20 protein-coding genes are annotated in these 22,484 nt (G+C 71.3%); 8 read left to right on the top strand and 12 right to left on the bottom strand.

The genetic code is table 11. The annotated features are described in order from the left end of the window. Positions 1 to 125 precede the first annotated feature (125 nt). Genes dapF through AB0K10_RS32995 form a run of 3 tightly spaced genes read right to left on the bottom strand, consistent with a single transcriptional unit; the run spans position 126 to position 2,630 of the window. A complete protein-coding gene (dapF, locus tag AB0K10_RS33005) occupies positions 126 to 962 on the bottom strand; it encodes a diaminopimelate epimerase (RefSeq protein ID WP_363690126.1) in 837 nt (278 codons plus the stop codon). A gap of 7 nt (positions 963 to 969) precedes the next feature. Further along, positions 970 to 1,902, bottom strand: a complete 933-nt coding sequence (gene miaA, locus AB0K10_RS33000; RefSeq protein ID WP_363690124.1) for a tRNA (adenosine(37)-N6)-dimethylallyltransferase MiaA — start codon at positions 1,900 to 1,902, stop codon at positions 970 to 972. Continuing rightward, positions 1,899 to 2,630 (bottom strand): hypothetical protein, encoded by a 732-nt coding sequence (locus tag AB0K10_RS32995; RefSeq protein ID WP_363690122.1) that lies wholly within the window; start codon positions 2,628 to 2,630, stop codon positions 1,899 to 1,901. Before AB0K10_RS32995 ends, miaA begins: the two co-directional genes overlap by 4 nt. A 201-nt stretch (positions 2,631 to 2,831) precedes the next feature. Between AB0K10_RS32995 and AB0K10_RS32990 the strand changes: the two genes are divergently transcribed. The 3 genes from AB0K10_RS32990 to AB0K10_RS32980 all read left to right on the top strand — a co-directional run bounded on the left by AB0K10_RS32990 (position 2,832) and on the right by AB0K10_RS32980 (position 8,085). Next, a complete protein-coding gene (locus AB0K10_RS32990) occupies positions 2,832 to 4,040 on the top strand; it encodes a DUF349 domain-containing protein (protein WP_363690120.1) in 1,209 nt (402 codons plus the stop codon). 799 nt (positions 4,041 to 4,839) lie between these two features. After that, positions 4,840 to 6,447, top strand: a complete 1,608-nt coding sequence (locus tag AB0K10_RS32985; RefSeq protein WP_363690118.1) for a cellulase family glycosylhydrolase — start codon at positions 4,840 to 4,842, stop codon at positions 6,445 to 6,447. A 237-nt stretch (positions 6,448 to 6,684) separates the two neighbouring features. Then, positions 6,685 to 8,085, top strand: coding sequence for a cellulose binding domain-containing protein (locus AB0K10_RS32980; RefSeq protein WP_363690116.1), 1,401 nt, complete (start codon positions 6,685 to 6,687; stop codon positions 8,083 to 8,085). Between the two features lie 46 nt (positions 8,086 to 8,131). Here the strand turns inward: AB0K10_RS32980 and miaB are convergent, their stop codons facing one another. Then, positions 8,132 to 9,631 (bottom strand): tRNA (N6-isopentenyl adenosine(37)-C2)-methylthiotransferase MiaB, encoded by a 1,500-nt coding sequence (gene miaB, locus AB0K10_RS32975; RefSeq protein ID WP_363690114.1) that lies wholly within the window; start codon positions 9,629 to 9,631, stop codon positions 8,132 to 8,134. A gap of 56 nt (positions 9,632 to 9,687) precedes the next feature. Here miaB and AB0K10_RS32970 point away from each other — a divergent pair, with 56 nt between their 5' ends. After that, on the top strand, positions 9,688 to 9,972 hold the full coding sequence (locus AB0K10_RS32970; protein ID WP_363690112.1) for a DUF2277 family protein: 285 nt from the start codon (positions 9,688 to 9,690) through the stop codon (positions 9,970 to 9,972). Here the strand turns inward: AB0K10_RS32970 and AB0K10_RS32965 are convergent. Continuing rightward, complete coding sequence (locus tag AB0K10_RS32965) at positions 9,918 to 10,397, bottom strand: hypothetical protein (protein ID WP_363690110.1); 480 nt, start codon at positions 10,395 to 10,397, stop codon at positions 9,918 to 9,920. The two genes, AB0K10_RS32970 and AB0K10_RS32965, sit on opposite strands and share 55 nt — an antisense overlap. A 241-nt stretch (positions 10,398 to 10,638) precedes the next feature. Beyond that, positions 10,639 to 11,628 carry a selenide, water dikinase SelD gene (gene selD, locus AB0K10_RS32960; RefSeq protein ID WP_363690108.1) on the bottom strand — a complete coding sequence of 330 codons (990 nt, stop codon included), beginning with the start codon at positions 11,626 to 11,628 and terminating at the stop codon, positions 10,639 to 10,641. 195 nt (positions 11,629 to 11,823) lie between these two features. Between selD and AB0K10_RS32955 the strand changes: the two genes are divergently transcribed. Genes AB0K10_RS32955 through AB0K10_RS32940 form a run of 4 tightly spaced genes read left to right on the top strand, consistent with a single transcriptional unit; the run spans position 11,824 to position 15,225 of the window. Continuing rightward, the gene (locus tag AB0K10_RS32955) at positions 11,824 to 12,579 is read left to right on the top strand and encodes an amino acid ABC transporter ATP-binding protein (RefSeq protein WP_363690106.1); all 756 of its coding nucleotides are present in this window, start codon (positions 11,824 to 11,826) and stop codon (positions 12,577 to 12,579) included. 56 nt (positions 12,580 to 12,635) lie between these two features. Next, positions 12,636 to 13,511, top strand: a complete 876-nt coding sequence (locus tag AB0K10_RS32950) for a glutamate ABC transporter substrate-binding protein (protein ID WP_363690104.1) — start codon at positions 12,636 to 12,638, stop codon at positions 13,509 to 13,511. Positions 13,512 to 13,552: 41 nt separating this feature from the next. Further along, the gene (locus AB0K10_RS32945; RefSeq protein ID WP_363690102.1) at positions 13,553 to 14,260 is read left to right on the top strand and encodes an amino acid ABC transporter permease; all 708 of its coding nucleotides are present in this window, start codon (positions 13,553 to 13,555) and stop codon (positions 14,258 to 14,260) included. Continuing rightward, the gene (locus AB0K10_RS32940; protein ID WP_363690100.1) at positions 14,257 to 15,225 is read left to right on the top strand and encodes an amino acid ABC transporter permease; all 969 of its coding nucleotides are present in this window, start codon (positions 14,257 to 14,259) and stop codon (positions 15,223 to 15,225) included. The genes AB0K10_RS32945 and AB0K10_RS32940 overlap by 4 nt, the downstream gene beginning before the upstream one ends. Before the next feature lie 112 nt (positions 15,226 to 15,337). Here AB0K10_RS32940 and rny read toward each other — a convergent pair whose 3' ends face one another. The 6 genes from rny to AB0K10_RS32910 form a co-directional block, all read right to left on the bottom strand. After that, on the bottom strand, positions 15,338 to 17,104 hold the full coding sequence (rny, locus tag AB0K10_RS32935; RefSeq protein ID WP_363690098.1) for a ribonuclease Y: 1,767 nt from the start codon (positions 17,102 to 17,104) through the stop codon (positions 15,338 to 15,340). Positions 17,105 to 17,826: 722 nt separating this feature from the next. Beyond that, on the bottom strand, positions 17,827 to 18,609 hold the full coding sequence (locus AB0K10_RS32930) for a 3-keto-5-aminohexanoate cleavage protein (protein ID WP_363690096.1): 783 nt from the start codon (positions 18,607 to 18,609) through the stop codon (positions 17,827 to 17,829). 31 nt (positions 18,610 to 18,640) lie between these two features. Beyond that, entirely contained in the window at positions 18,641 to 19,333 is a 693-nt protein-coding gene (locus AB0K10_RS32925; protein WP_363690094.1) for a regulatory protein RecX, read from the bottom strand. Between the two features lie 14 nt (positions 19,334 to 19,347). Further along, positions 19,348 to 20,394, bottom strand: coding sequence for a recombinase RecA (recA, locus tag AB0K10_RS32920; RefSeq protein WP_007456801.1), 1,047 nt, complete (start codon positions 20,392 to 20,394; stop codon positions 19,348 to 19,350). Positions 20,395 to 20,582: 188 nt separating this feature from the next. Then, a complete protein-coding gene (locus AB0K10_RS32915) occupies positions 20,583 to 20,783 on the bottom strand; it encodes a DUF3046 domain-containing protein (protein WP_007456799.1) in 201 nt (66 codons plus the stop codon). Between the two features lie 4 nt (positions 20,784 to 20,787). Then, positions 20,788 to 22,272, bottom strand: coding sequence for an MFS transporter (locus tag AB0K10_RS32910; RefSeq protein ID WP_363690091.1), 1,485 nt, complete (start codon positions 22,270 to 22,272; stop codon positions 20,788 to 20,790). Positions 22,273 to 22,484: the final 212 nt, after the last annotated feature.

Raw genomic sequence — 22,484 nt, 5'->3', positions numbered from 1 at the left:
TTATTTTTTTTTTTTCTCCCCAACCCCCGCCGCGGGGGCCCTAAAATTAAACACCCCCCCCCCCGGGGGGCCCCCCCCCGGGGGCCCGGGGGGGGGGGGGGGGGTGGGGTGGGGGGGTGGGTGGGTCAGGTGGGGAGGTTGATCTCGCCCGTCGCCACCAGGACGGCGGGGCCGGACAGCCAGCAGGAACTCTCGGTGACCGTCACCGTCAGGCGGCCCCCGGGCACGTCCACGGCGACCACCCCGGTGTCCCGCCCGGCGTCGCGCAGGGCCACCGCGCCCACCGCGCACGCGCCGGTACCGCAGGACAGGGTTTCGGCGCTGCCGCGCTCGTACACCCGCATCAGGGAATGCGCGTCGGTGCCGTCGACCGGGTCGCCCGCCACGATGAACTCCACGTTCACGCCGGCCGGGAAGACCTCCGGATCGAACCCGGGCGCGACGGTCAGATCCAGCGCGGCCAGCTCCACGCCCGCCGGCAGGACACAGACCAGGTGCGGGTTGCCGATATCCACGGCGGTGCCGGGCAGGGTCAGCCCGCCCAGGGTGGCGGTCGAGGCGTCGTACACCTGGGGGCGGCGCATCTCCACGGACACGGCGTCACCCTCGACCAGCGCGCGCACGACGCCGGCCCGGGTGGCCACCGGCAGCGCCGCGCCGGTGGGCGTGGCCAGCTCGTTGTCGAGCAGGTACCGGACGAAGACCCGCGCGCCGTTGCCACACATCTCGGCGAACGAACCGTCGGCGTTCCAGTAGTCCATGAACCACTCGGCCTCGCCGGCCAGGTCGGCGCCGTCGGGGTGCTTGGCCGCGCGGACGACCCGCAGCACGCCGTCCGCGCCAATGCCCCGCCGCCGGTCACAGAGCGCCGCGACCAGCCCCGGGGTCAGATCGAGCTGACCGTCCGGGTCGGGCAGGAGGACGAAGTCGTTGCCGGTGCCGTGGCCCTTGGTGAACTCCACGCCCCCATTATCGCGTCTCGGCGGGCACCAGACGCAGGGCGGCGCCGATCAGGTCCGGCGCGGCCGAGTCCAGCCAGTGGATCCGTGGGTCGCGCCGGAACCAGGACCGCTGCCGGCGGACGAAACGCCTGGTGGCCCGGACCGTCTCATCGTGCGCCTGCGCCTCGGTCAGCTCACCGTCGAGCATCCTGAGCACCTGTTGGTAGCCCAGCGCGCGGCTCGCCGTCCGCCCCTCGGGCAGCCCCCGACCCACCAGCTCGCGGGTCTCCGGCACCAGACCGTCGGCCCACATCCGGTCCACCCGCAGCGCGATCCGCTCGTCCAGCACGCTGGTGTCCAGGTCGACACCGAGCTGCACCGACGGGTAGTACGGCGTCGGCTGCGGAAGCGACGCGGCGAACGGCGCACCGGTCAGCTCGATCACCTCCAGGGCCCGGACGATCCGCCGGCCGTTGCCGGGCAGGATGCCACCGGCGGCCACCGGGTCGGCGGCGCGCAGCCGCGCGTACAGCGGCGCGGGGCCCACCTCGGCCAACTCCCGCTCCAACCGCTCGCGCAGCGCCGCGTCGGTGCCGGGGAACTCGAAGCGTTCCAGCACCGCCCGCACGTACAGCCCCGAGCCACCCACCAGCAGTGGCACCCGACCTCGGGACAGGATGTCGTCCACGGCCGCGCGGGCCAGCCGCTGGTACTCGGCGACGCTGGCCGGCTCGGTGACCTCCCAGATGTCCAACAGGTGGTGCGGCACGCCGTCCCGCTCGGCGGGAGTCAGCTTGGCGGTGCCGATGTCCATGCCCCGGTACAGCTGCATCGAGTCGGCGTTGACCACCTCCCCGTCCAGGGCGTGCGCGAGCGCGATGCTCAACGCCGACTTGCCCGCCGCGGTCGGGCCGACCACCGCCACGACCGTGCCGGCCGGAACCGCCCCGTCGCCGGTCACGCACGCTCCCACGACGCCACGAAGTAGGCCACGCCGTAGGGGGCCGAGTCGTGCAGCAGCTCGCCGCGCCACCCGCCGCCACTCGACCGGGCCGCCTCGGCGAGCACCTGCCACGACGCCCGGCCGGCGACCCTCAACCGCGCCGACAGATCCGTGTCCAGGCCGCGCAGGGCGTCCAGGTCCGCCTCGGCCAGGGCTGCGGCGACCCCCTTGTCGTACGGGAGGGCACGCTTGTCGTCGTACCCGGGGGCCTTCTCCCCTCGGCACGCGGACCCGTCGCCGAGCACCAGCAGCGCCACCCGGTCACCGGCCGCGGCAACCTGCTCGGCGAGCGCGGCCACCTCGACCGGCCCGGCGTCGGCGGTCACCTGCACGGCGCTCACCGGCGCGGCGGTGATGGCGAGCCGCGCGGCGTGCCGGGTCAGCAGCCACGCGCCGACCGTCAGGCTCAACGGCAGCACGGCGCCCCGGTCCGGCTGACCGGGGACCAGGGGCACGTCCAGGTCGACGCCCCAGGGCTGTAGGGAACCGGTGGCCGGGGGCCGGATCGAGCCGGTCGACGGGCCGACGCCGAGCAGCACCACCGCGTCCGGATCGACGGCCAGCAGCCGGCGTACGGCGAGGTCACACGCAGCCCGCAGGTCGTCCAGCTCCCCCGCGGCCGCACCGGCGACCTCGGGCACGAGCAGGGGCGGATGCGGGCAGACGGCGGCGGCGACCAGTGGCACCCGTCCACCGTAGCGGGAATGCCCGGTGCGTCTCCGCGCCGATCCGGTCAAACAGGCTCTAGGACACCGTATGGTCACGGTCGGCGATAGGCGCTCGACGCGGACCGGGTCGGACCTGTGACAATGCCGGAAGTAACTTGGCTGCGCCGTGGCGGCGACGGGGGACGGCTCCCTCGACGCCGGGAGAACGAGGATGGGCACATGAGCGACTGGACTGCCTTCGGACGGGTGGACGCGGACGGCACCGTTTACGTCAAGACCTCCGAAGGCGAGCGGGTGGTCGGATCCTGGCAGGCGGGAGCACCGGAGGAGGGTCTCGCGCACTTCGCACGCCGCTTCGCCGACCTGGTCACCGAAGTGGACCTGACCGAAGCGCGGCTCAACTCGGGCGCGGCGGACGCCGGGCACTCGCTGAGCACGATCAAGCGGATCCGCGCCACGCTGCCCGAGGCCCACGTGGTCGGCGACATCGACGCCCTGACCGCTCGGCTGGACAAGCTGGCGACCCTCGCCGAGGAGAAGGCCACCGAGGCGCGTGCCGCCCGGGACGCCGCCCGCGGTGAGGCCCTGGCACGCAAGACCGCGCTGGTGGAGGAGGCCGAGAAGCTCGCCGCCGAGTCCACCGGGTGGAAGACGGCAGGTGACCGGCTCAAGGAGATCCTCGACGAGTGGAAGACCATTCGCGGGGTCGACAAGAAGGCCGACGGTGAACTGTGGAAGCGGTTCGCCGCCGCACGCGACGGCTTCACCAGGCGTCGGGGCGCCCACTTCGCCTCCCTGGACGCGACGCGCAAGCAGGCGCAGACCGTCAAGGAGGAGTTGGTCGCCGAGGCCGAGAGCATCAAGGACTCCACCGAGTGGGCGGCCACGGCCAACCAGCTCAAGGAGCTGATGACGCAGTGGAAGGCCGCCCCGCGTGCCTCCAAGGAGGCCGAGCAGAAGCTCTGGGAACGGTTCCGGGCCGCACAGGACGCCTTCTTCAGCCGGCGCAGCGAGGTCTTCTCCGCCCGGGACAACGAGCAGCGCGGCAACCTGGAGCGTAAGCAGGCCCTGCTGGCCGAGGCCGAGGCCCTGGACATCGACGCCGACCCGAAGGGCGCCCAGGCCAAGCTGCGGGAGATCCAGGCCCAGTGGCACGAGGCCGGCCGGGTGCCCCGCGAGGCAGCCGCCGGGCTGGAGCGCCGGCTGCGTGTCATCGACGACAAGGTCCGCGACGTGATGGACTCGGCGTGGCGCCGCACCACCAAGGAGGACAACCCGCTGCTCGCCCAGATGCGGTCCCAGGTGGCCGAGGCCGAGGAGCGGCTGGCCCGGGCGCAGAGCGCCGGGGACGCCCGCCGGATCAAGGAGGCCGAGCAGGCCCTCGCCTCCAAGCGGCAGTTCCTCCAGCTCGCCGAGCAGGCCGGCTGACCTGACGACGTCCGAAGCCCCCGGTCCCAAGCGGGACCGGGGGCTTCCGCGTGTCCCCCCGCGCCCCGCGCCCCGCGCCCCGCGCCCCGCGCCCCGCGCCCCGCGCCCCGCGCCCCGCGCCCCGCGCCCCGCGCCCCGCGCCCCGCGCCCCGCGCCAAGATCCTCACAACATCCCCGATGTTGCTGCCTCAGACGCGCCGAAGGCAGCAACATCGGTGTAGTTGCGCAGATCTTGAACGCTTGCGGACGCGCGGGCCGCCGGGAGGCCGGGCTCCGATGCGATCGACCTTCATGTTCGTGCTCGATCCTGGATGTAGTGGTATCCCGGTGGATCGAGGCCACTACATCCAGGATCGAGCACGATCTTGCGCGGGTGGGGCCGGGGGCCGCAGGACGGAAGCCCCCGGGCGGAAGCCCAGGCGCGGAGCCCAGGCGCGGAAGCCCAGGCGCGACCCAGGTGCGGAAGCCCCGGCGCGGAAGCCCCGGCGCGGAAGCCCAGGCGCGGAAGCCACGGCGCGGAAGCCACGGCGCGGAGGGCGGGCGGGCCGGGTGGCAGGTTGACGCATTGAGGCGGGCTGATGAGAATGGGCGACGGAGTCAGGTAGGGCCACCGGGACGAGGGCGACGACGGCGGGGTTCCGCTGTCGAGGATCGGCCGGTGCGCTTCCGCGAGTGTCCCCGTCCGCGTGACATGGACCGTCGCGCACTGTCCGCGTACCCGAAAAGGGGCCGTGACGTGCCGACGGCAGCTCGCCCGCGCGGCCCCTGGCCGACGTCGGGCCTGTGAAGTGGAGCTCGAATGTTCCGTCCCAAAGCTCTCGGCGGTGCGCTGACCGCGCTCGCCACCGTCGCGGCCGGCGTGTTCTTCGCCGCCGCCGTCAGCACCACCCCGGCCTCCGCCGCGGGCACCGGCACCGGTTATCTGCACACGAACGGCAGTCAGATCGTGGACAGCACCGGCGCCACGGTGAGGTTGACCGGCATCAACTGGTTCGGCATGGAGACCGACAACAAGACCTTCCACGGGCTCTGGTCGAGCAATCCGTGGCGGGGGCAGCTCGACACGATGGCCCGGTTGGGCTACAACACGCTGCGGGTGCCGTACTCGAACGACGCGCTGAAGCCGGGCGCGACCGCCACCGGGATCAACGACTTCGTCAACCCGGACCTGATCGGGCTCTCGCCGTTGCAGATCCTGGACAAGGTGATCGCCTACGCCGGCAGCAAGGGGATGCGGATCATCCTGGACCGGCACCGGCCGACGTCGGCCGGGCAGTCGCCGCTCTGGTACACGCCGACGGTCTCCGAGGCGACCTGGATCAACGACTGGAAGATGCTCGCCCAGCGGTACGCGGGCAATCCCACGGTGATCGGCGCGGACCTGCACAACGAGCCGCACGCCGAGGGCACCAACCCGGCGGCCACCGGCGCGTGCTGGGGCTGCGGCGACACCGCGCGGGACTGGCGGCTCGCCGCCGAGCGGGCCGGCAACGCGATCCTCGGTGTCCAGCCCAACTGGTTGATCTTCGTGGAGGGGGTGAGCTGCCCCAGCGGTGGCCTCTCCAACGTGTGGGACAACGACCCGAGCAACGACGAGGACTGCGGCTGGTGGGGCGGCAACCTGTCGAAGGCCGGCCAGTTCCCGGTACGCCTGAACGTGGCCAACCGGCTGGTCTACTCGCCGCACGAGTACGCCACGTCGGTCTACCGGCAGACCTGGTTCGACGCCCCCGACTACCCGGCGAACATGCCGGCCATCTGGGACAAGTACTTCGGTTACCTCTACAAGCAGAACATCGCCCCGATCATGATGGGTGAGTTCGGCAGCACCCTGGCCGACCCGAAGGACCGGGTGTGGCTGGAGAAGTTGATGGCGTACACGGGCACCGGGGTGACCGGGATGTCGTTCACCTACTGGTCGTGGAACCCCAACTCGGGTGACACCGGCGGCATCGCGCTTGACGACTGGACGAACGTCAACACCACCAAGCAGGCGATCCTCCAGCCGTACCTGATCGCGCCGTCCGGTGGCGGACCCACCGGCGGGCCGACGGGCGGACCGACCGGTGGACCGACCGGCGGGCCGACGACCCCGCCCCCGGGCGCCTGCACGGCCACCTACCGGCAGGTGAACGCCTGGCAGGGCGGCTTCCAGGGTGAGGTGACAGTGAAGAACACCGGCACGGCCGCGGTGAATCCGTGGTCGGTGACCTGGACCTGGCCGTCCGGCGTGACGCTGGGCAGTGGCTGGAACGCCACTGTCACCCAGTCGGGTACGACGGTCACGGCTGCCGCGCCCAGTCACGCGCCGTCCCTGGCGGCGGGCGCCTCGGTCACCGTGGGCTTCACCGCCAACGGCACGGCCAGCACCCCAGCGAGCGTGAAGCTCAACGGCGCCGGCTGCTGAGCCACCGGGGTGGCCGGCGCTCACGTCGTGAGCGCCGGCCACCCCGTCCATTTACATCCAAGGGCTTCTATGCTTCCATCGGGAAAGCGCTTGCCTCGGCAGTGGTCGGCGCGAGCGCGGGAGCCGCTTTCACCGAACTGCACCGGCGGGCCCGGGACCCCACGGGTCCCGGCCTACCTCGCCGCCCACGGGCATGGGCGTCGCGACGGTCCGTCCGCCTCATCGAGAGGAAGCAGCATGCACAGAACACAGCGTCGGATGACGCTGCTCGCCACCACCGCCGCCGCCACCGCAGCCCTGGTCACCGGCGGGCTCCTGACCGCCGTCTCCGCCCAGGCGGCCGCCGGCTGCCGGGTCGCCTACTCGGTCGCCAGCCAGTGGCCGGGCGGGTTCACCGGCAACGTCACGGTCACCAACCTCGGCGACCCGGTCTCCGGGTGGACGCTGCGCTGGTCGTACGGGGCCGGGCAGCAGGTCAGCCAGGCGTGGGGCGCCACCGCCACGCAGAGCGGGGCCCAGGTCTCAGCCACCAACGTCGACTACAACGGCGCCCTGGCCACCAACGGCAGCGCCTCGTTCGGGTTCAACGCGAGCTGGAACAACTCCAGCAACCCGGACCCGACCAGCTTCACCCTGAACAACGTCGCCTGCACCGGCGGCACCACCACCCCGACCACCCCGGCCACGCCGACCACCCCGGGAACCCCGAACACGTCGGGCACGCCTGGCGCCCCGACGACCCCACCGATCCCGAGCGATCCGCCGCCCAGCGTCCCGCCACCGACAGGTCTCGTGGGCTGGGCCACCCAGAACGGCGGCACCACAGGCGGCGGCGGCGCACCGACCACCACCGTCAGCAACGCCTCGGCGCTGACCAGCGCCCTGAACGCGACAGGCGCCGCGGTGATCCGGGTGTCCGGCACGATCTCCTGCTCGGGCATGCTGCGGGTCCGGTCCAACAAGACCATCCTCGGCAACTCCGGCGCGACGATCGTCGGCTGCGGACTCAACGTCAGCGGTGACCGCAACGTCATCATCCGGAATCTGACCTTCCGGGACTGGAACGACGACGCGATAAACGTGCAGGAGTCGGCCACCAACGTCTGGATCGACCACAACACCTTCAGCAACGGGTACGACGGCGCTGTCGACATCAAGCGCGGGTCGGACTTCGTCACCGTGTCGTGGAACCGGGTCTTCAACCACGACAAGACCATGCTGCTCGGCCACAGCGACGACAACGGCGCACAGGACACCGGCCACCTGCGGGTGACCTACCACCACAACTGGTTCGACGGCAGCAGGCAGCGCAACCCCCGGGTGCGCTTCGGCAACCCGGTGCACGTCTACAACAACTACTACCGGGCCAACGGCGGCTACGGCGTGGCCTCCACCGAGAACGCCGGCGTGCTCGTCGAGGGCAACTACTTCGAGAACGTCAACGACACGTACCACCTCGGCGAGGCCGACTCCGGGCCGGGTCGCCTGGTCGCCCGCAACAACCACTTCGTCAACTCGCCCGCCGGACAGACCGGCGGCAGCGTCGCCAGCATCCCGTACTCGTACCAGCTGGACACCGCGAGCACCGTCAAGTCCATCGTGACGGGCGGCGCCGGCGCCGGTCGCATCACTGTCTGACCGTGGGCCGGTCGGGGTCCGCCGTGCCGGCGGACCCCGGTCGGGGTCAGTGCGCGGCGCAGCCGGTCGTCGGCGCGGGCGCGACCGCCGGTGCGCCGATCGTGGGCAGGCCGAGCAACACCCCGGGGGTACGCGGGGAACGGCCCGCCTCGGCGGCGTCACCCGCCCGGGTCCGCCGGTGCGACAGTGGCGCTCCGTCGGCGTTGAGGTGGTGCGGCGCGGCGTACGTGACTGTGGTCTGCACGATGTCGCCGGGCCGGATCGACCCGGCGAAGCTGCCGGCGTCGAAGTGCACGAGCCGGCCGTCACGCGCCCGGCCGGACAGCCGCCCGGTCCGCTCGTCCTTGCGGCCCTCGCCGACCGCGACAAGCACCTCGACGGTCTCCCCCACGAGGCGCTTGTTCTCCGCCCAGGAGATCTCCTCGACGCAGGCGATCAGCCGCTCGTAGCGCTCCTGCACGACCTGCTTGGGCAGTTGGCCGTCCATGGTGGCGGCGGGGGTGCCGGGGCGCTTCGAGTACTGGAAGGTGAAGGCCGAGGAGAACCGGGACTCGCGCACCACGTCCAGGGTGCGCTGGAAGTCGGCCTCCGTCTCGCCGGGGAAGCCGACGATGATGTCGGTGGTGATCGCCGCGTCCGGCATCGCCGCCCGGACCTTCTCGATGATCCCCAGGTAGCGCTCGGAACGGTACGACCGGCGCATCGCCTTCAGCACGTCGTCGGAGCCGGACTGCAACGGCATGTGCAGCGAGTGGCACACGTTCGGCGTCTCGGCCATCGCGGCGATCACGTCGTCGGTGAAGTCCTTCGGGTGCGGGCTCGTGAACCGGACCCGCTCCAGCCCGTCGATCTCGCCGCAGGCGCGCAGCAGCTTGCCGAACGCGTACCGGTCACCGAACTCGACACCGTAGGAGTTGACGTTCTGCCCGAGCAGGGTCACCTCCAGCACACCCTCGTCGACCAGGGCGCGCACCTCGGAGAGGACGTCGCCGGGACGGCGGTCCTTCTCCTTGCCGCGCAGAGAGGGCACGATGCAGAACGTGCAGGTGTTGTTGCAGCCCACCGAGATCGAGACCCAGCCGGCGTACGTGGACTCGCGGCGGGTCGGCAGCGTGGACGGGAAGACGTCCAGCGACTCCAGGATCTCCACCTCGGCGGCCGCGTTGTGCCGGGCCCGTTCCAGCAGCACCGGCAGCGCGCCGATGTTGTGCGTGCCGAAGACCACGTCCACCCAGGGCGCCCTGCGGACGATCTCGCCGCGGTCCTTCTGCGCCAGGCAACCACCGACGGCGATCTGCATCCCCGGGTGCTTGTCCTTCACGGGGCGCAGATGACCGAGGTTGCCGTAGAGGCGGTTGTCGGCGTTCTCCCGTACCGCGCAGGTGTTGAAGACGACGATGTCCGGGGTGTCGTCGGCCTGGGGCGCGCGTACGTAGCCGGCCTGTTCGAGCAGGCCGGAGATGCGCTCGGAATCGTGCACGTTCATCTGGCAGCCGTAGGTGCGCACCTGGTAGGTGCGCGGGCTGCCCGCCGCTGCGGTAGTCATGACCACGACAGCGTATCCGGGTCGGCCGGATCGCCCCGAACCGAGGAGCACCCGACATGTGCCGAAGCATCAAGACGCTGCGCGAGCCGTTCACCCCGCAGGTGACCGACACGGACATCGAGGCGGCGGCGTTGCAGTACGTCCGGAAGATCTCGGGCTTCCGGGCGCCCGCCGCGCACAACGCCGCCGCGTTCGAGGCCGCGGTGGCCGCCGTGACGGAGGCCACCCGCACCCTGCTCGACCAGTTGGTCGTGCGGGGTGGCGGGTCGGGCTCGGTCGCTGCGGGTCAGGCCGCGGCGAGCACCGGCGCGACGGTGTCGGGCGCCCACCGCGAGCGGTGACACTGCGACCAGCCCCGGCAGCCCGGGTCGCCCACCGTGCAGAGCCGCCGCCGGCTGAGCACCTCGCCGTCGTCGGTGTCCCGGACGTCGAAGTGCACCGGGCGGACCGTCCCGTCCGGTGCGACGAGCAGGTGCCGGCCGGCGTCGAGCGTGTCGTCGCGCAGTAGACAGTTGCGGCCCAGCAGCCGGGCCAGCGCGGCGATGCTGGCGTGCTCGGAGAGCCGGTCCGGCACCCCGTAGCAGTCGACCACCGTCGAGAACTCGCCCGGCGCCTGCCAGACGTCACACACCACCGCGTACGCCGGCAGTCGGGCCGGGTCCGCCACCGCGAGCGGCATCACCACCCGGCCGAGCGCCTCGGCCAGCGCCGGGTAGACCTCCACGGGTCGTACCCGATCGATTCTCCAGTTCCACAGCTCGGTCATTCCGCCTCCTCGCTGCGTTCGTCCCACCGGCCTCCGGATCGGGCCTTACTCACGATGGTGGGGGGCATTTGACCCCAGCCGGGGGCAAGTTACCGGTCTGTGACCATTCCGGGCAAAATTTCCCTGAGCGGCATTGCTCGGAGTAGCGGGAAGGTGACAGTTTATCGGGTATCGTGCGCCCGGCGCGCCATCGGGCCCGCGTGTCCTCGCGCCGCCGTGTCCGCCTGCGCCGCCGTGTCCGTCAGCGCAGGACCACCAGGTGCTCCCCGCGGGGCAGCAGCTCGCCCACCACCGGCGCACCCGGCAGCTCACCGGCGACCAGCAGACCACCGGAGGTCTGCGCGTCGGCCAACAGCAACCGCTCACCCTCGTCCGCCGCGCCGAAATCCGTCCACTGGGTGACCCAGTCCAGGTTGCGACGGCTGCCGCCGCTGACGTACCCGTCGCGCAGCGCCTCCCGCGCGCCGGCCAGGTAGGGCACCAGGGCGGTGTCGATGGCCACCGTGAGCCGGCTGGCACGGGCCAGCTTCGAGGCGTGCCCGAGCAGGCCGAAGCCTGTCACGTCGGTGCCGCACCGGATACCGGCGGCGACCGCCGCCCGCGCGGCGTCGCGGTTGAGCGCGCTCATCGTGGCGACCGCCTCCGGGAAGCTCTCGCCGGTGGCCTTGTGCCGGGTGTTGAGCACGCCCACGCCGAGCGGCTTGGTCAGCGACAGCGGCACTCCGGCCCGACCGGCGTCCAGAGTGATCAGCTCCTCCGGTCGGACGGTGCCGGTGACCGCGAGACCGTACTTCGGACCGTCGTCGTCGACGCTGTGCCCGCCGGCCAGGTGACAGCCCGCCTCCCGGGCCACGTCCTGGCCACCGCGCAGCACCTCGCGCGCCAACTCCAGCGGGAGCACGTCGCGCGGCCAGCAGAGCAGGTTGAGCGCCACCAGCGGGACGCCGCCCATCGCGTACACGTCGGAGAGCGCGTTGGCCGCCGCGATGCGCCCCCAGTCGTACGCGTCGTCGACGACAGGTGTGAAGAAGTCCGCGGTGCTGACCAGGCCGGTACGCTCGTCCAGCCGGACCACCGCGGCGTCGTCGCCGTGGTCCAGGCCGACGAGCAGCTCCGCCGTTCCGGTGGCCGGCCCGAGACCGGCGACCATGGCCTCCAGCTCGCCCGGCGGAATCTTGCAGGCGCAGCCACCGCCGCGGGCGTACTTCGTCAGGCGTACCGGTTCGGTCATGCTTCCATCGTCGCGGGCATCCGGTGCCGCCGCCACTGTTGCGGTCCGCTCGATGACCGAAATCGGACCCTCGACACCGATCGTGACCGGTGTTACCGCTCCGTGACCAACTGAGTTGCGTTCCGCCACAGCCCGCCGCCTACAGTTGCCCAACCAGGGGTCAACCGACCCCGATCCGGGGAGACGACAGGGACGGTGGACGACGTGACGACGGGCGAACCGCTCATCGTGCTGGACGCGGTCAACAAGTGGTTCGGGCCGCTGCACGTGCTGGACGACGTCTCGCTGTCGGTGGGTCGGGGCGAGGTGGTCGTGGTGATCGGCCCGTCCGGCTCCGGCAAGTCGACGCTGTGCCGCGCCATCAACCGACTGGAACCGATCAACTCCGGCACCATCACCTTCGACGGTCAGCCGCTGCCGGCCGAGGGCAAGGCCCTCGCGAAGCTGCGCAGCGAGGTGGGGATGGTCTTCCAGTCCTTCAACCTCTTCGCCCACAAGACCATCCTGGAGAACGTCACCCTCGGGCCGGTCAAGGTCCGCGGGGAGAAGCCCGCCGCGGCGCGCGAGCGCGGCCTGGCCCTGCTCGACCGGGTCGGCATCGCCAACCAGGCGGACAAGTTCCCGGCCCAGCTCTCCGGTGGCCAGCAGCAGCGTGCGGCGATCGCCCGCGCCCTGGCCATGCAGCCCAAGGCGATGCTCTTCGACGAGCCGACCAGCGCGCTGGACCCGGAGATGGTCGGCGAGGTGCTCGACGTGATGACCTCGCTGGCCCGCGACGGCATGACCATGGTCGTGGTCACCCACGAGATGGGCTTCGCCCGGCACGCCGCCAACCGGGTCATCTTCATGGCCGACGGGCAGCTGGTCGAGGATGCCCCACCGGCGGAGTTCTTCGCGAACCCGCGCAGCGAGCGGGCCCGCGACTTCCTCTCCAAGATCCTCACGCACTAGGCGTCCGTAGTGGAGCGCGCCGTACTCGGTGGGCTCCGTTGAAGAAGGAGAAGAGTATGCGTATCAAGCGCGTTGCGGCAGTCGCCGCGGTCGCCGCTCTGGCGCTCGGCCTCACCGCCTGTGGTGGCGACGACGACGGGGACTCCGGTGCTGGCAGCAAGTCCTTCGCCGCCGGCAGCACCATGGAGAAGCTGAACAAGGCCCAGAAGATCAAGGTCGGCACCAAGTTCGACCAGCCGGGCTTCGGCCAGAAGGGTCTGTCCGGCAAGCCGGAGGGCTTCGACGTCGAGATCGCCAAGATCATCGTCAAGGAGCTGGGCATCCCCGAGGACAAGATCGAGTACGTCGAGACGCCGTCGAAGGTCCGTGAGGACAAGATCGTGGACGGCAGCGTCGACCTGGTCGCCGCCACCTACACGATCAACGACAAGCGCAAGGAGCGCATCGCCTTCGCGGGCCCGTACTACGAGGCCGGCCAGAACATCCTGGTCAAGAAGGACGACGCGACGATCACCGGTCCGGACTCGTTCAAGGACGGCACCAAGAAGGTCTGCTCGGTCACCGGCTCGACGCCGGCCGAGACCATCAAGACGTACGTCAAGGACGTCGGCTCGCAGCTGGTGCTCTTCGACACCTACGACAAGTGCCGGGACGCGCTCAAGGGCGGCCAGGTCGATGCCGTCACCACCGACAACGTGATCCTGCTCGGCTACATCGCCAAGGACGAGGCGTCCTTCAAGCTGGCCGGCGCCAACTTCACCAAGGAGCCGTACGGCATCGGCGTGAAGAAGGAAGACGCCGACTTCCGCAGCTTCATCAACGACACCCTGGACAAGGCCGTCGCCGACGGTCGGTGGAAGAAGGCCTGGGACGACACCGCCGGCAAGTTCGGCGCGGAACTGGGCTCGGCGCCCACCATCAACCGCTACTGATCTGATCCTTCGATCTGGAGGGTGGGGAGGAACACCGACCCGTGAACGTGCTCATCGACAAGTTCGACGTCTTTGCGGGTGGTTTCTGGCTCACCCTCCAGATCTGCGTGCTCGCCGCGATCGGCGCCCTGATCCTGGGCGCGATCGTGGCGGTGCTCCGCATCTCGCCGGTGCCGCCGCTGCGCGCGCTCGGCACCGGCTACGTGAACGTCTTCCGCAACATGCCGCTGACCGTCGTGATGTTCTTCGCCGCGTTCGGTCTGCCGGCGCTCGGTTCCAACGCCGACTTCCTGCGCATTCCCGTCGTGGACGGGTTGTTCAAGCGGCTCGGCACCGATCTGCCGTACTTCCGCTTCGCCCTGATCGCGCTGGTGCTCTACACCGCGGCGTTCGTCTGCGAGGCGCTGCGCTCCGGGGTGAACGCGGTGCCGGCCGGGCAGGCCGAGGCCGCTCGCTCCCTCGGGCTCACCTTCAGCCAGAACCTGCGCTACGTGGTGCTGCCGCAGTCCTGGAAGGCATCCATCGTGCCGCTCGGCTCGGTGATCATCGCAATGATCAAAAACTCGGCACTGGTCGGCTTCTTCGGGGTGGTCGGTGACCTGTCACAGACCGCGGACCAGCTCACGTCGGCCGAGGGTTATGCCTTCATTCCCGTCGCAATCGGCATCTCGATCGGATACCTGATCATGACTGTGCCGCTCGGTGCCCTGCTGGACCGACTGGAGAAGCGACAGGCGGTGGCCCGGTGACCCAGCAGACCACAGTCCTCTACGACGTTCCCGGCCCGCGCCAGCGGCGGATCACGCTGATCAGCAGCCTGGTCGCCACCGTGGCGCTGCTGGTCGGGGCCTACTTCCTGATCTACCGGCCGCTCGACGACAAGGGTCAGCTCTCGATGGAGCTGTGGGGGCCGTTGATCGACCCCTCCAACGAGAACTTCTCCCAGGTGTGGGACCGGATCGGCCACGGCTTCAAGAACACCCTGATCGCGGCCGCGCTGGCCATCGTCGCCTCCCTGGTGGTGGGCACCCTGCTGGCCGTACTGCGGATCCAGCTCAAGAGCCTCACCCGGCGGCGGTTCACCGGGCTGGCCACGCCCGTGTCGTACCTGCTCCGCGGGGCGAGCCTGCTGCTCTCGGCGCTCACCCGAGCCTGCGTCGAGGTGTTCCGCGGCCTGCCGGTCGTCATCACCATCTTCTTCGTGGCCCGCGGCTTCCCCGAGTTCGGCATCTCGTTCGACACCCTCTGGTACCTGGTGATCGGCCTGACCATCTACAACTCGGTGGTCATCGCCGAGATCCTCCGCTCCGGCATGGAGGGTCTGCCCGGCGGCCAGGCAGAGGCCGCGGCTGCCATCGGGTTGTCCCCCGCGCAGACCACCCGGATGATCCTGCTGCCGCAGTCGTTCCGGATCATGCTGCCGGCGCTGATCAGCCAGTTGGTCGTGGTGCTCAAGGACACCTCGCTGGGGTTCATCATCAGCTACGAAGAGACCTTGAACATCGGTAAGCAGATCATCGGCGTGCTGGGCAACCCGATCCAGGTGTACGTCGTCATCGCCGTGCTCTTCATCGCGGTGAACTACTCGCTGTCGAAGCTCGCCCAGTACATCCAGCGGCGGCTCGCCCGGGGCCGCAAGACCGCGGGCACCCCGGCGCAGAACCCGCCGCCGGCGGCACTGATGTCCCAGGCCGAGGGCACCGGCGGCATCTGACACGCAGATCGCCCAAGCGTTCGCTGATATCGGGGTATCACCGGCGACGGGATACCCCGATATCGCGAAAACGTGTCGATCACGGGCTCGCGCCGGGCGGCGCGGGCCGGGGTCAGCGGGCGATCTCGGTGACCCGGGACTCACGGACCACTGTGACGCGGATCTGACCCGGGTAGGTCAGCTCCTCCTCGATCTGCTTCGCCACGTCGCGGGCCAGCACGGCCGCCCCGATGTCGTCCACGTCGTCCGGCTTGACCATCACCCGGATCTCCCGGCCGGCCTGCATGGCGAACACCTTGTCGACACCGAGTTTCCCGGCCGCGATCTCCTCGATCCGCTCCAGCCGCTTGACGTACGCCTCCAGGCTCTCTCGACGCGCGCCCGGCCGACCGCCGGAACAGGCGTCGGAGGCCTGGGTGAGCACGGCCTCGATCGTCTGCGGCGGAACCTCGTTGTGGTGCGCCTCGATGGCGTGCACCACGTCCTCGTGCTCGCCGTACTTGCGGGCCAGGTCGGCGCCGATGATGGCGTGGCTGCCCTCGACCTCGTGGGTGAGCGCCTTGCCGATGTCGTGAAGGAACGCCGACCGCTTGATGGTGGGCACGTCCAGCCGCAGTTCGGCGGCCATGATGCCGGCGATGTGCGCGGTCTCGACCAGGTGCTTGAGCACGTTCTGCCCGTACGAGGTGCGGTAGCGCAGCCGGCCCAGCAGGGTCACCAGCTCCGGGTGGATCTCGGTGATGCCGACCTCGACGAGGGCGTCCTCGGCGGCGCGGAGGCAGAGCTGCTCCACCTCCTGGCGGGCCAGGTCGTAGACCTCCTCGATCCGGTGCGGGTGGATCCGCCCGTCGAGCACCAGCTTCTCCAGCGTGAGCCGGCCGACCTCCCGGCGTACCGGGTCGAAGCAGGACAGCAACACCGCCTCGGGGGTGTCGTCGATGATGAGGTTGACCCCGGTCACCGACTCGAAGGCGCGGATGTTGCGCCCCTCCCGGCCGATGATGCGGCCCTTCATCTCGTCGCCGGGCAGGTGCAGGACGCTGACCACGCTCTCGGCGGTCTGCTCGCTGGCCACCCGCTGGATCGCGTCCACCACGATGTGTCGGGCCCGCTGCTCGGCGGTGTTGCGCGCGTCGGACTCGATGTCGCGCACCAGCAGCGCGGCCTCCCGCTTGGCGGACGTCTCGATCGCGTCGATCAACTCCAGTCGGGCCGAGTCGGCGGTGAGACCTGCCACCCGCTCCAGTTCCCGACGGCGCAGCTCCTCGGCCTCGGCCAGCTCGGTCTCGCGCTGGACGAGCGCGGACTCCCGGGCCGCGAGGGCAGCGCTCGCGGCGGTGAGCTGCCGCTCCCGCTCGGCGAACCGCTCCACCTCCTCGGTGTGCAGCCGCTCCCGCTCGTCCATCCGGGCCGCCCGGCGCTCCACCTCCGCGGCCTGCTCCCGGGTCGTGGCGGCGAGCACCGCGACCTCCCGCTCGCCGCTGCGTCGCGCAGCCGTACGCAGCTGCTCGGCGTCAGCCTCGGCCTGCTTGTGCGCCCGCTCCAGCACGGTGTCCGCCTCGGCGCGGGCGTCGTCGAGCACCCGCCGGGCCTCGGCCCGGGCCGCCTTCGCCTCGGCCTTCGCCGCCGCCGCCTCGGCACGCGCCGCGGAGGCGGCGGACTTCGCCACGTCGATCGTGCTGTTCGCCTGGTCCGCGGCGTTACGCAGGGCGGCCAGGGACTGCTCCTGACGGTCCTTCTCCGCGATGAAGGCGGGATCCTCCGGGGCCGGCGCCGTGCCCATCCGGCGCAGTGTCCGAATGCCGACCAGCACCGCCCCGACCACGACCACCGCGAGGATCAGGACGGCCGCGAGGAGCACGACGTCGAGGGCGTTCATGCCGGAACCCCGTGAGGTCTACCGGTGAACCTGTGCCGCCGCCCCGCCATGGCCGCCTCCCCTGAACGTCGAGACCGCAGCGACTGTGCCCGAGGCACACTCCTGCGGCTGTGGACGCCCGACCGGAGCGGCTGGCCGTGGATAGCTCTCTCCGCCGGCGGTGCCCTCGGGCATCGTCGGCGACCGGGTGCAGTTGTCGCGGAGCGCCGGACCGGCCAGTCCGGAACTGCCGCCAAAGGCCGCGGAGTCGGCCAAAGTGATGCTGTTCTGTTACGAGATCTATGTTGTGCGCTTAGCCTGCGCTGGTCGGGCAATGTGAGCCTGTATGGCGAGGCTAGGTCGCCGAGGGTGGTCTGGTCAAGGACTCATGATCAAACCCCCCGAACGGAGCGAAGTTGTAGCGTCACCCAAAGCTGATGTCGTTGCGGACAACGGGGGACAAACGCGGCGAGCTGACGGGCGTCGATCCGGATGTCGTACCTGTTCAGCGACGAGGACGCCATCCGCCGAGCCGACTGTGTGACGCCAACGACCCGGCCTCGACGACAACCGCGTGACCCACTTCAAGATCGTGCTCGATCCTGGATCGGATGGCTGCCTCGGTGCCCCGGTGATCCCACGGGATCCCGGATCGAGCACGATCACCCGCTTCGACGACGGCGGGCGGGCAGCTACCTGATCGTGGAGAGCGGCCGCTTCCCACGGTGAAGGACGCCGACAGCTCAGCCGGCGCCGGCTGCCAGCGCGGCGCTGACCAGCGCGGCGTTGCCCGGTGTCGGTGCGCCGTCGGGCAACATGAGCGTGTCCTCCAGCCCGATCCGAGTGTGCAGCCCACGGCTGACCGCCTCGGCGAGCACCGCCCAGGTTGCCGGACCCTCGGCGTGCAGCAGCACCGGCGGGCCGATCCCCGCTGACCGCGCCGCCGACGCTGAAGCGGCGGGGCCCCCCGTCGACGGTGGCGCGGCGGGCATCCCCGTGGACGGTGGGCGTAGCGCGGCGAGGATCCGCGCCGCATCGGCCAACGCGACAGGCGCCGCATCGGCCATGCACTCGACGAGGATCCGGCCGGCCGGCACCCGCCAGGACCGGTACGCCTCGACGGCGTCGAGTGTCCAGAGCCCCACCTCGACGAGCACACCCCGCTCGTGCAGCGCGGAGGCCACCGCCTCGGCGCCGGGCTCGTGCGCGTTGACTGAGGCGAAGTCGGGCAGCACCGACCAGGCCCGGACGGCGGCCACCCGGGCGGCCGGATCCGGTTCGATCCAGGCGCCGGTGCTCACCCCCACCGGCAGCCCCGGACGGGCCGCACGGATCGCGGTCAGCGCGTCGGCGATCACCGCCGGGCGCAGCGACTCGATGCCTGCCGCGTCCCGGGGATGGACGTGCACGGCCGCGACGCCCAGCGCGGCGCAGCGGGCCGCGTCGGCGGCCAACTCCCTCGGGGTCACCGGCACGGCCGGATGGGCCGCACGGCTGCGCTGGCCGTTCAGACACGCCTTCAGCATCAGGTCACCCCCATCGCACCCGTCGCGCCACTCAGTCGAGCGGACGGTTGTCGCGCTCCAGATCGCCCTCGACGTCGGCGAGCGCGTCGGCGTCGATCTGCTCGGCGAACTCGGCCGCCTCGGCGCTCTGCGCGGCGAGCGCGTCCTTCACCGCGCGGATGGCCACGCCGGGTGGATAGCCCTTGCGAGCCAGCATCCCGACCAGCCGGCGGAAGACCGCGTCGGGCTCACCCCGGGCGGTACGCAGTTTGCGATCCACCAGAGCGCGGGCGGTCGCCGCCTCGGTCTCCTCGTCCAGCTCGCCCAGCGCCTCGGTGGCCACCTCACCGTCGACGCCCTTGCGGCGCAGCTCGTTGGCGAGCGCCCGGCGGGCCAGGCCGCGACCGGTGTGCCGGCTGGACACCCAGGCGCGGGCGAACGCGGCGTCGTCGATGATGCCGACCTCGTCGTAGCGGTCGAGCACCTCGGCCGAGACCTCTTCGGAGATGCCCCGCTTGGCCAACGCATCGGCCAGCTCGGCCCGGGTGCGGGGCCGGACGGCGAGCTGGCGCAGGCAGATCTCGCGAGCCACCTCCGACTCGTCACGAGGCGGGGACTGCGGCTCATCGCTCTGCTGCTCGGCCCCCCGGCGACCCCGGCGAGGGCGGGGAGGATCGGTGGCGTCGCCCGTACGGGGTGGGCTGGCATCCCAGCCCCGTCCCGTACGGGCGCGTCGTCCTGCCACTGGTCAGCGACCGGTCAGAAGTCGACAGGCGGCAGCTCCGGGCCACCGGCGGCGTCACCCGCGCCGACCCCGACGCCGAGCTTCTCCAGGATCTTCTTCTCGATCTCGGCGGCCACGTCCGGGTTTTCCTTCAGGAACTCCCGGGCCTTCTCCTTGCCCTGGCCGAGCTGGTCGCCGTCGTACGTGTACCACGCTCCGGACTTGCGGATGATCGCCTGCTCCACGCCGACGTCGATCAGCGAGCCCTCACGCGAGATGCCCTTGCCGTACATGATGTCGAACTCGGCCTGCTTGAACGGCGCGGCGACCTTGTTCTTCACGACCTTGACCCGGGTGCGGTTACCGACCACGTCGGTGCCGTCCTTGAGGCTCTCGATGCGTCGCACGTCGAGCCGGACCGAGGCGTAGAACTTCAGCGCCCGACCACCGGTGGTGGTCTCCGGGCTGCCGAACATGACGCCGATCTTTTCGCGCAGCTGGTTGATGAAGATCGCCGTGGTGCCGGTGTTGCTGAGCACACCGGTGATCTTCCGGAGTGCCTGGCTCATCAGCCGGGCCTGGAGGCCCACGTGGCTGTCGCCCATCTCGCCCTCGATCTCGGCGCGCGGCACGAGGGCCGCCACCGAGTCGATCACGATGATGTCCAGAGCGCCGGAGCGGATCAGCATGTCCGCGATTTCCAGCGCCTGCTCGCCCGTGTCCGGCTGCGAGACCAGCATCGCGTCGGTGTCGACGCCCAGGGCCTTCGCGTACTCCGGATCGAGCGCGTGCTCGGCGTCGATGAAGGCGGCGATGCCGCCGTTGCGCTGGGCGTTGGCCACCGCGTGCAGAGCCACAGTCGTCTTACCGCTGGACTCCGGGCCGTAGATCTCGACCACCCGGCCACGGGGCAGACCACCGATGCCCAGCGCCACGTCGAGCGCGATGGACCCGGTCGGAATGATCGCGGTCTGGACAACCGGCCGGTCGCCCAGCCGCATCACCGAGCCCTTGCCGAATTGCTTGTCAATCTGAGCGAGAGCAAGGTCGAGCGCCTTCTCCCGGTCAGGACCTGCTGCCATCGTTGCCACCCCTGCCTTCGCCGGCGTCTTTCCTGCTGAGCTTCTCGTCACGCGAGACACGCTAGGCGCTGGGTCCGACAGAAAACCAGCCGACGGGCCGCGAGCTGTGGACGAGCACCCCGCTGTGGACAATAGCCGAACAGGTGTACGACTCGACAAGCGACACGCGGAACCGGCGAAAAGGCTGCTCAGCGTAGTCGGGCGGGCACGCGGTCGGGGTACGCGGCGCAGACCGCCCGCCACACCACGTGCGTCTGCTCCCCCGACGACAGCGCCTGCTCGATGGTCCGCCCATGGAGCTGGGACAGCACCTGGTCGCGGGCGATGCTGGCCGCGTAGCCCGGCCCGAACGCCTCCTCCAGCCGCGCCCAGAAGTCCGTCAGCCGCACGTGATCAACCCTCCTCGCCCGGTGCCCCCGTCGGCACCGGGCGCAACGCTAGCGCCACCAGGGGCACTGTCGCGACCGCCGCGAGCAGGGTGAGCACCGGATAACCGGCGAGCTGCATGACAAACCCGCTGAGCACCGCGGCGCTGGCCCCCGCCAATCCCATGATCAGGTCGGAGAACCCCTGGACGCTGGGCCGCACACCTGCCGACACCGACTCGGAGAGCAGCGTCGAGCCGGCCACCATCGTCCCCGACCAGCCCAGCCCGAGCAGGACCAGACCGACCGAGAGCCGGGGCGTGTGGTGCCCGGCGGTGCCGGCGACCGCGCAGGCGGCCAGCAGCAGCCCGACCCCGCCGAGGATCACCGCCCGCCGGCCGAGCCGGTCGGTGAGCCAGCCCACCACCGGGGAGAACGCGTACATGCCGGCGATGTGCAGGCTCAACACGATCCCGACCAGCCGCAGCACGTCGGCGTCGGCGTGCGACTCACCGAGCCGGACCGGGGTCATCGCCATCACCGCCACCATCACCAGGTGACCGATCGCCACGGCAGCGATGCCGAGTCGGGCGGCGGGCTGTCCGCGTACCACCGACCAGGCCAGCCGCATCCCGGCGGCGCGCGGCGCGCGCACGCCGACCGCCGCGGTGGCCGGCCCGGCTCCATCGCCCGCCGGCGCCTCGGCGGCCACCGCGGCAGCCGGTGCGACACCGTTCGACCCGGCGGCCGTCGGCACGGCACTTCCCGCGACGGCGACGCCCGGGGTGGCATTGCCCGCAGCGGCCGCGTTCGGGGCGGCGGCGTCCGACGCGGCACCGGCGGGGGTCGGCGGCGGGTCGGCCGCCGCGAGCCGCCGCGCGGTGAGCAGCGGGTCGGGCCGGAGCAAGCCGAGGAGTACGACGGAAGCCAGCACGAATGCCGCCGCGCTGAACGCGAACGGGCCGGCCAGCGGCGGCAGTCCCCAGCCGGTGGTGACCCGGTCGGCCAGGGCGGCGAAGTTCGGTGCGGCCACCGCCCCGATGGTGGTGGCCCAGACGATGAGTGAGAGCTGGCGCCCTCGGCGGGCCGGCTCGGCGAGATCCACCGCCGTGTAGCGGGCCTGCAGGTTCGCGGCGGTGCCACCGCCGAAGAGCAGCATGCCGAGGAGGAGCAGCGGCACCGAGCGGGTGGCCGCCGCCAGCACCACCAGGACGCCACCGACGGCGCCCACCGTGTACGCCAGGACCAGGCCGGGACGACGGCCGTGCCGCGTCATGATCCGGGTGACCGGGACGGCGAGCAGCGCCGCACCGACCACTCCGGCGCTCTGCGCGACGCCCGCCACCGCGGTGCCGGCGACGCGGGCGGCGAGCAACGCGCCGACGGAGATGCCGATCGTCACACCGATGCCGCCGATGATCTGGGTGGTGAAGAGCAGCCGCATGGTGCGCCGCTGGATCGGTGCGACGTCGAGCCGGGCGGCGGTACGCGGCGCGGTCAGGTCGGTGGCCATCGGCACTCCTCGGAAGGGGGGTGACCCCCATCCTTACGCACCCAAACGCCGCCCCACCGCCCCCACTCCACCGCCCGCCGCCCGTGCCGCGCTGCAGATCTTGGACAGTTCCCGTCAGCGGGGCGGGCTCAACCGGTGGTTGCAACACCCTTCCGTTTTCTTCGTTGGGGTGGTTATGGCGTCGAGGTTGAGCCCGCTGGAGCGGGAACAGA

The organism is Micromonospora sp. NPDC049274, assembly GCF_040678875.1.
Taxonomy (GTDB): domain Bacteria; phylum Actinomycetota; class Actinomycetes; order Mycobacteriales; family Micromonosporaceae; genus Micromonospora.
This window is presented reverse-complemented; position numbering and strand designations above follow the sequence as displayed.